The following is a 6437-nucleotide window of genomic DNA, read 5'->3' as shown; positions in this document are numbered from 1 at the left end:
CCGTACGGAACTGCTCGCCCTCGTCCAGGACATCGGCGCGGTCGTCGTCCTGGACGATCTGGAGCTCGGCGGCGAGGCGCTGGACGAGCTGCTGGGCGCGACGCCCGAGTGCGCCTATCTGCTCGCCCCGGTCCCCGGCGCCGACGCGCCCTCGGCCGACGCGCGGCTGGACGAGGTCGCCCTCGGCGGGCTCGGCCGCGGCACCTCGCTGGAGCTGCTGGAGCGTGCCGTCGAACGCCCGCTCACCGACGAGGAGGCGAACTGGGCGGGCGACCTCTGGTTCGAGTCCGAGGGCCTGCCGCTGCGTTTCGTGCAGGCCGGCGCGCTGCTGCGGCAGCGCGACCAGCTCCGTGGCGGCCCGGAGGCCTTCGACGAGTTCGAGCCCTTCGAACCGTCCAGCGGCGAGACGCCGATCAGTACGCCCGACGGATACGACATACCTCTGCCCAGCCTCGGCGAGGGCGCCGCGCCCGCGGCCCTGCTCGCCTCCCGGCTCAGCGAGGCCGCCCGCGCCACCCTGCGCTTCGCCGTCGCGCTCGGCGGCGAGGTGCCGCACCAGGCGCATCTGCCGGCCCTGGTGGGCGACACCCACGCGGACGCCGCGCTCGGCGAGTTGATGAGCTGCGGACTGCTCACACCGGTCGGCGCGCGCTACCGGCTCGCCACCGGTGTCGTCACGCAGTTGGAGGCGAGGGGATACGGCGACGACGCCGTGGCCCACGCGCACACCGCCGCGCAGCACTACGCCTGGTGGACCGGGCATCCCTCGGTCACTCCCGAGCGCGCCGCCGCCGAGGCCGACGCCATCCTCGCCGCGCTGGCCCCGCTGGTGCCCGGCCAGGAGTCCGGTCACGCGAGCGCCGCCGTGCTGCTGGCGCGCAGTGCCGCGCCCGCCTTCCTGGCGGGCCTGCACTGGGGTGCCTGGGAACGGGCCCTGCGGACCGGTTCCGAGGCCGCGAGGCTCGCCGGGGAGGTCGCGGAAGAGGCGTACTTCCACCATGAGCTGGGTGTGCTGGCGCTCTGTGTCGGGAACCTGGACCGGGCCCGCGCCGAGCTGGAGGCGTCGATCGGTATGCGCGGCGCCGTCGCCGACAAGGTCGGTACGGTCGCGGGCCGCCGCGCGCTGGCCCTGGTCACGGACCGCGAGGGCCCGCCGCCCGGCGGACGCGCGCCCGCGGGCGCGGGCGCGGGGGCGGCGCTCGTACGGTACGAGGGGCCCGCGCCGCTCACCTCCACCCCGGCGCTGGGCTCGGCACTGCCCGCGCTGTCGGGACCGTCCGGGGCCGGCGCGGGCACCGGGGCGAGTACGCCACTGGTGACCAGGCGGGACACTCCCGTACCCGCCCCGTCCGGACCTCGCTCCCCCTCCAGGACCCCGGCGCACGGCCGCCGTCCGGCGCTCGGCGGCGCCCGGCGCAATCTGGTCGCGGCGGGCGCGGGCGCGGTGCTCGCGGCCGTCCTGGGCACGGTGGTGACGCTGGGCACGACCTCCGGCAACGGCACCTCGCAGCCGGACCGTGTCAGCACGGAGCCGTCCACGGATCCGGAGGAGGGCGAGGACGGTCTGACGGCCGACCGGCCCGCCGCCGACACGACCCGGGGCCCGGGCGGGGGCCGTACGGAGCAGGGCGCGCCCGTGGCCGGTCCGACGGACAGCGGTACTCCTTCGGGTACGGCGGCGTCGGTCTCCGGCAGCCCCACGGGCGCCGGGTCGACTCCCGCCGGCGGCGGTTCGCCGTCCGCACCGGGGACGACACCGAAGCCGCCGGTCAAGACGTCGACACCGCCGGCCACCGGCTCTTCGAGCACGCCCGTGACCCCGCCGACGACGCCCACGGGCATACCGTCGGAGACGCCCTCGGCGAGTTCCTCGGCGCCGCCGCCGCCCGCGACGGCGAGCGACATGTCCCCGAGCCTCAGCGCGGGCGCCCCGGAGCCCGGCGCCACCTCGTCCGGGACCAGCACGGACACCCCTGTCTGACGCTACGTCAGCACCGGGCGTCGGCAACCGGCTTCGGCACCGGGCGTCGGCAACCGGTCTCGGCAACCGGCGTCGGCAACCGGTCTCGGCAACAGGCATCGGCAACCGGCGTCGGCGCCCGGTGCCGGTGACCACAGCCGGCACCGGCGTCGGTATCCGGCTTCGGCGCCCGGCTTCGGCGCCCGGCTTCGGCGCCCGGCTTCGGCGCCCGGCTTCGGCGCCCGGCGCCCGTGACCCGTACGGGCCGTACACGCCGTGGGGGCCGCTCAGGAGAGCGGCCCCCACGCCGATGTCAATGCCCTGCCGGACGCCGTGGCCGGTCTCGCGCCGTGCGTCCGGATGCCGGTGTCAGAAGAGACGGAGCTTGTCGTCCTCGATACCGCGCAGCCCGTCGTAGTCGAGTACGACACAGCCGATCCCGCGGTCCGTCGCCAGCACCCGCGCCTGCGGCTTGATCTCCTGAGCCGCGAACAGGCCCTTCACCGGGGCGAGATGGGGATCGCGGTTGAGGAGTTCGAGATACCGCGTGAGCTGCTCGACGCCGTCGATCTCACCGCGCCGCTTGATCTCCACCGCCACCGTCACACCGTCCCCGTCCCGGCACAGGATGTCCACCGGGCCGATCGCCGTCGGGTACTCGCGGCGGATCAGGGTGTATCCGCCGCCGAGCGTCTCGATACGGTCCGCGAGCAGCTCCTGGAGATGGGCCTCCACACCGTCCTTGACGAGCCCCGGGTCGACGCCCAGCTCGTGGGAGGAGTCGTGGAGGACCTCCTCCATGGTGATGATCAGTTTCTCGCCCGCTTTGTTCACGACCGTCCACACACCGGCGTCGTTGTCGGCGCCTTCCTTGAGCGTGCACGGCGGGGACATCCAGTTGAGAGGTTTGTACGCCCGGTCGTCGGCGTGGATGGACACACTGCCGTCCGCCTTGACCAGGATGAGACGGGGAGCGGAGGGCAGGTGGGCGGTGAGCCGGCCCGCGTAGTCCACGGAGCAGCGGGCGATGACGAGACGCATGGTCGGCAACGCTACTCGACCGGCGAGCCCCCGCGCGATTCGCCCCGGAAGCCCCGTTCGTTATTGGCCGGTTGTGTTCCCATTCTCCTGGTGCCGTCCCGACTGCGCGCCTAACGTGGAAGCAGGAGGTCGCCGGTCGTGCACGCTGCGTCGTCGTCGCCTCCTGCCCTGCCCGGAAGACCCCGCTTCCCGGGGTCGCGAGAGGAGAACCCATGTCGCTCGACGTCTCACCGGCACTGTTGGATCAGGCCGAGCGAGGCGAGGTCGACGAAGCGGCTTTCGTCGACTGCGTCCGGACCTCCCTGCCCTACGCATGGGAGATGATCAGTTCTCTGGTGGCAGAGCTGAAGGTGGACGGTGGACCTTTCGCCGACAACCAGACGCCCCCGCCGGACGAGCAGGCACGTGGTCAGCTACTGCGCGCGCTCGCGAGTGATGCGATTCGCGGTGCGCTCCAGCGGCACTTCGGAGTGCGTCTCGCTTTTCAGAACTGCCACCGCGTCGCGGTGTTCCCGCTGGACACCTCGGTCGACGAGCGGCTCGCCCGCTTCACGTCGGTGAGGGCCCAGCTGCTCAACCAGTCTCCCGAACTCCGGGACTGCTGAGGTCCCTTGCTGCCGCTCCGCGCACCGGGGAGGTGTCGTGGGTGCAGGAGCGGCAGCAGCAGTCCGGGAGGCCCGGCACACCGCGCGCGGCGGGTGGTCGGGTGGTCGGGTGGTCGGGTGGTCGGGTGTGCGAGCGTACGGCGTAGGGCTCCCGTTCGCCGGCCGCGGGTCCTTTGCTCGTCAGCAGAGCGCCGGCAGGACCTCCGTCCCGAGCCGCTGTATGTTCTCCTCGGTCGCGGCGAGATCGCCCGACCCTTCGACGAGCAGGGCGAAGCGCCTGATGCCCGTACGCTCCGCCGTCGCCGTGAGCCGGTCCACGGCCAGTCCTGGCGGTCCCACCGGATGCAGCTCGCACAGCAGTTCCGTGTACGTCACGGGATCGCGCATCGGCCGCGGCCTGCCGTCGACCGTGACATGCGCGCCCAGTCCCTGCCGCAGCCAGCCGGGCATCGCCTTGACGAGCGTCTCCGCCGCCTCGGCCCGGCCGTCCGCGATCTGTGCCACGCCGACCGACACATGCGCGGCGTCCTCGATCTCCTCGGGGCTGCGGCCCGCCGCGCGCGCGTGCGCACGCCACAGTCCGACCATCTCCGCCTTCTCCTCGTCGCCGCAGTGCATGCCCAGCAGCATCGGCAGGCCGTGCTCGGCGGCCAGCCGTACGGTCCTGGGCGAGGTGCAGGCGACGACCACCTCGGGTCCCGGTGTGTCCAGCAGTTCGTCCGGCCTGGGGACGACGGGGACCTCACGGAACCGGAAGCGCTCGCCCGCCGCCGAGACACACGGTTCGCTCAGCCAGCGCAGCAGCAGGGCGACGGATTCGGGGAACTCGCACTCGTACGCGGCCAGACCGGCGCCGAAGACCTCCAGATCGACCCAGGGCCCGCCCCGGCCCACACCGAGCGTGAACCGTCCTCCGGACACGAGATGCAGCAGCGCAGCCTGTTCGCCGAGCGCCACCGGATGTACGTTCGGCAACACGCTGACCGCCGTGCCCACCCGGATCCGCCGGGTGCGGCCGAGGAGCAGCGCGGCCAGGGTGACGGCCGACGGGCACACCCCGTACGGTACGAAGTGGTGCTCCGCCAGCCAGACGGCGTCCAGCCCGGACTCCTCGGCCAGTTCGGCGGTCCGCACCGCCCGGTTCAGTGCTTCTCCCTGTCCCTGACCAGGGAACTGGGCGGACAGTACGAAAGCTCCAACACGCATCGCCTTCTGCCTCCTTGCGGCCGACGCGACTCCCCTATGGGCAACAACGTCTGACACGTGCCAAGGGCACGGCCGTCCGTAAAAGTTGTGCGATTGTCCGTTAAGGCGGTTCTGTGAGTCCGGACGTGCTGTGCCGCGGGGGACGTCCACCCGGTCGCACGGGTCGTAGGCTGGGAGTGGAACCGTGCTGTCTGCCCCGTGAGGTGTCCTGTGTCCCCGCGCCGCAACCGCCCCCGAGGCGGCGAGAAGACGACCGAGCGAGCCGGTGAGCCGGGGGACAGGTACGGCGGCTTCCAGCGGTCGGAGTCCTGGCAGGGCGAGGACTGGTCGGTCCGCCATGTCGCGGGCGCGAGCGCCGAGGGAAAGCGGTACCGCTGCCCCGGCTGCGACCAGGAGATCCCCTCCGCCGTGCCGCATGTGGTGGCCTGGCCCGAGTACGGCGGTGTGGACGACCGGCGGCACTGGCACCAGTCCTGCTGGAACGCGAAGGACCGCCGTACCTCACGGGTACAGCGGTCCCGCAACGCGCCCAAGTACTGAGGCGTGTTGACGTGTTGGTGCTCGGTCGGCGCGTGCCGCCGTTCTAGACGTCGCGTCTGTCGAGGGCGAAGCAGGCGCCGGCCATCGCGACGGCCGTCACCGCCAGCAGGATCCACAGCGGCTCCCAGCCGCTCGGCCCCGTCGGGCTCGCGATGCCGGCGCTGTCGGTGTAGAAGACCGAGAGCTGGTTGGGGATCGAGTACTCGAACAGCGAGTCACGCAGTCCGTTGAGCGACTCCGCGAACATGAACATGGCCAGCACCAGCGGCAGCAGGACCACACCGATCATCACGGTGATCGCTCCGGCGGAGTGCCGGATCAGCGCGCCGACGGCCATGGACAGCAGTCCGAGCGTGGCCAGATAGAGGCTGATGCCGACCGTCGCCCGGAACCAGGACTCGGGGTCCGGCGAGGCGGTGTCCACGATCGAGGTCTGGAGCGCGCCCACGATCATCGTCGTCAGGGCCGTGATCACGAAGACCAGGACGAAGAAGACGATCGCCTTGGCGGCCAGTACCCGGACACGGCTGGGGCACGCGGTCAGCGTCGTACGGATCATGCCCGTGCTGTACTCCGAGGCGATGGTCATCACGCCCAGCGTGATCACACACAGCGTGCCGAGCAGGACGCCGAAGAAGCCGAGGGCGAGCACGGACTCGGCGTCGGCGACCTGGGCGTTCGCGGTGGCCACGATCACCGCGGCGAGCAGCCCGATGCCCACCATCAGTACGATCATGACACCGAGCGTCCACATCGTGGACCGCACGGACCGGAGCTTGGTCCACTCCGAGGCCAGCGCGTCGCCGAGATGGGTCCCGCGGGCCGGTATCGGCGAGACATAGCCACTGACCGGGCCGGTGTGCAGCCCGGAAGGCCGCTGGGGGGCCTGGTGCGGGGCCTGCGGAGGGATCTGCTGGTACGGCGCCGGGGCCGCCGGCGGGGTCTGCGGGGTCGGTGTCGTCGGGATCTGCGGTGTCGGCGGGGTCGGCGGTGTGGTCATCGGGGGTCCTCGGTGCTGTCGCGCTTCGTGATGTCCGGGGCCGTGGCCGTGGCGGGCCGGGCGGCCGGGGGAGCGGCGGGAGCCG

General features: G+C 72.6%; 6 protein-coding genes. 3 read left to right on the top strand and 3 right to left on the bottom strand.

Translation table 11 applies throughout. The features are described 5' to 3' along the window. On the top strand, positions 1-1981 hold a 1981-nt coding region (locus BFF77_RS35945), incomplete at its 5' end, for an AAA family ATPase (RefSeq protein ID WP_066954025.1). A gap of 348 nt (positions 1982-2329) precedes the next feature. Here the strand turns inward: BFF77_RS35945 and nucS are convergent. After that, positions 2330-3001 (bottom strand): endonuclease NucS, encoded by a 672-nt coding sequence (gene nucS, locus BFF77_RS25695; RefSeq protein ID WP_066954022.1) that lies wholly within the window; start codon positions 2999-3001, stop codon positions 2330-2332. Between the two features lie 212 nt (positions 3002-3213). Here nucS and BFF77_RS25690 point away from each other — a divergent pair, with 212 nt between their 5' ends. Continuing rightward, complete coding sequence (locus BFF77_RS25690) at positions 3214-3606, top strand: SCO5389 family protein (RefSeq protein WP_066954020.1); 393 nt, start codon at positions 3214-3216, stop codon at positions 3604-3606. Positions 3607-3786: 180 nt separating this feature from the next. Here BFF77_RS25690 and BFF77_RS25685 read toward each other — a convergent pair whose 3' ends face one another. After that, positions 3787-4812 (bottom strand): LLM class flavin-dependent oxidoreductase, encoded by a 1026-nt coding sequence (locus BFF77_RS25685; RefSeq protein ID WP_066954017.1) that lies wholly within the window; start codon positions 4810-4812, stop codon positions 3787-3789. A 210-nt stretch (positions 4813-5022) separates the two neighbouring features. Here BFF77_RS25685 and BFF77_RS25680 point away from each other — a divergent pair, with 210 nt between their 5' ends. After that, positions 5023-5352 (top strand): ATP/GTP-binding protein, encoded by a 330-nt coding sequence (locus BFF77_RS25680; RefSeq protein WP_066954014.1) that lies wholly within the window; start codon positions 5023-5025, stop codon positions 5350-5352. A gap of 43 nt (positions 5353-5395) precedes the next feature. On the opposite strand, the gene BFF77_RS25675 is transcribed toward BFF77_RS25680, so the two are convergent. Then, positions 5396-6352: an ABC transporter permease gene (locus BFF77_RS25675; RefSeq protein WP_079125500.1), complete on the bottom strand. Its 957-nt coding sequence runs from the start codon at positions 6350-6352 to the stop codon at positions 5396-5398. Positions 6353-6437 lie beyond the last annotated feature (85 nt).

Origin of the sequence: Streptomyces lushanensis (assembly GCF_001700515.1) — a bacterium.
Lineage (GTDB): Bacteria > Actinomycetota > Actinomycetes > Streptomycetales > Streptomycetaceae > Streptomyces > Streptomyces lushanensis.
This window is presented reverse-complemented; position numbering and strand designations above follow the sequence as displayed.

What these genes read in the sequence shown, in the direction of transcription:
- nucS (WP_066954022.1), bottom strand. Translation starts at nt 3,001, where the DNA reads ATGCGTCTCGTCATCGCCCGCTGCTCCGTGGACTACGCGGGCCGGCTC.
- BFF77_RS25690 (WP_066954020.1), top strand. Translation starts at nt 3,214, where the DNA reads ATGTCGCTCGACGTCTCACCGGCACTGTTGGATCAGGCCGAGCGAGGC.
- BFF77_RS25685 (WP_066954017.1), bottom strand. Translation starts at nt 4,812, where the DNA reads ATGCGTGTTGGAGCTTTCGTACTGTCCGCCCAGTTCCCTGGTCAGGGA.
- BFF77_RS25675 (WP_079125500.1), bottom strand. Translation starts at nt 6,352, where the DNA reads ATGACCACACCGCCGACCCCGCCGACACCGCAGATCCCGACGACACCG.